Below are 1,552 nucleotides of genomic sequence, written 5' to 3'. Positions count from 1 at the left end.
CTTGAGCTATACCTCAAGGTCGATGTTGTCGATGAGCCTGGTCTTTCCCACATATATCGCAGCCGCAAGCAGCACTTTGCCTTTTATCGTCTGCAGCTCTTCCAGGTTGTCGCCGTTTACGACTTCCACATAGTCTATGCGGATGCCGGGGGATGATTCGAGCACCTCTATAATGAGCTGCCGCACGCTTTGAGGGTCGGTTTCGCCTTTAAGTATCATATCTTTACCGGCCGATAGAGCCTTAGGCAGGGCTAAAGCTTGTTTTCTTTCTTTCGGGGAAAGATAGATATTGCGAGAGCTCAAAGCCAATCCATCGGCATCGCGGACGATCGGACAAGTGACGATTTTAATGGGGACATTAAGGTCGGTAACCATCTTTCTGACGATAATGGCCTGCTGGGCGTCCTTTTGTCCGAAGTAGGCGCGATCTGGCTGGGTGATGAGAAAAAGCTTAAGGACAACGGTCGTTACCCCGCTGAAATGTCCGGGCCGCGACTTGCCGCACATCTTTTCGACCATGGGGCCTTCGACCTCGACGTAGGTATTATACTTTTCAGGATACATTTCTCCGCTAGAAGGGGCAAAAACGTAATTCACACCTGCCGATTCTGCCAGCCTGTTATCCCGATCTGGATCGCGGGGGTAAGTGGCAAGGTCTTCTTTTGGGCCAAACTGGAGGGGGTTCACGAAGTTGCTCATTATTACGATGTCATTTTCTCGCCTGGCAGCCTCGATCAGGCTCAGGTGCCCTCTGTGAAGACAACCCATAGTAGGCACTAAGCCGATGCTCTTCTCAAGTCGCTTTAAGTTTAAAGATACCTCCTGCATTTCGCCGACCCTTTTTATGACTTCCATAGGATAAACTCGCCTTCCTCGATCTTCGATCACGGTGGTTACCATTAACTGAGTTTGCTAAAACCCACTCTTTAACCTACTCTTTCGTCACGGTGAAATTGGCGTATCCTGTAATGGCTAAGGGACCTAAAAGTATGCATCCACGAATTGTATGGGGCTATTGGGCAAGATATAAAGCGGAGCTGTCGTTAGGCCTCGCATGAAGATAGCGTCCGGTTGTTGCCACAGATGCGTGGCCTAACGTGGCCTGCACGAGGTGGATCGGGCACCCCCGCTCAAGTGCGTGCGAAGCGTGGGCATGCCTGAGCCAGTGGGGCGATGCGCCTGGATTTATGCCTGCGCGTTTGGTTGCCGCTTTTACTATGCGCCATGCCTGAGACAAACTGAGGGGACCATATTTTTGAGATACAAAAACGGGGTCGTCTTGGCCGCCTTCGCCTTTAAGCGATAAAAGCTCTTCATACATCCTTTTTCCTATCAGGATGGTCCTTGTTTTATCTCCCTTGCCGAAGACCGTTATATAACCGCCACTAATTGCAGGTTGAATGTCGCGCCACTTAAGCGAACACGCTTCGGATACCCTTAAGCCGGCTATATATATAAGATTAAGCAAGACCTTATTGCGCTTTTTGCTTTCCATGCCTATGAGCCTTTGGACGTCGGTTTCAGATAATATCCTTTCCCCTAAAGTCTCCTT

2 protein-coding genes are annotated in these 1,552 nt (G+C 49.9%); both read right to left on the bottom strand.

Features of this window, described 5'->3' with window-relative positions; genetic code table 11:
* Positions 1-6: 6 nt before the first annotated feature.
* Positions 7-855 (bottom strand): pantoate--beta-alanine ligase, encoded by an 849-nt coding sequence (panC, locus tag Q7P41_RS06815; RefSeq protein WP_303883061.1) that lies wholly within the window; start codon positions 853-855, stop codon positions 7-9.
* Between the two features lie 157 nt (positions 856-1,012).
* A partial coding sequence (locus Q7P41_RS06810) for a tyrosine-type recombinase/integrase (RefSeq protein WP_303883060.1) occupies positions 1,013-1,552 on the bottom strand: 540 nt, incomplete at its 5' end.

This window comes from Acetomicrobium mobile (genome assembly GCF_937920065.1).
This window is presented reverse-complemented; position numbering and strand designations above follow the sequence as displayed.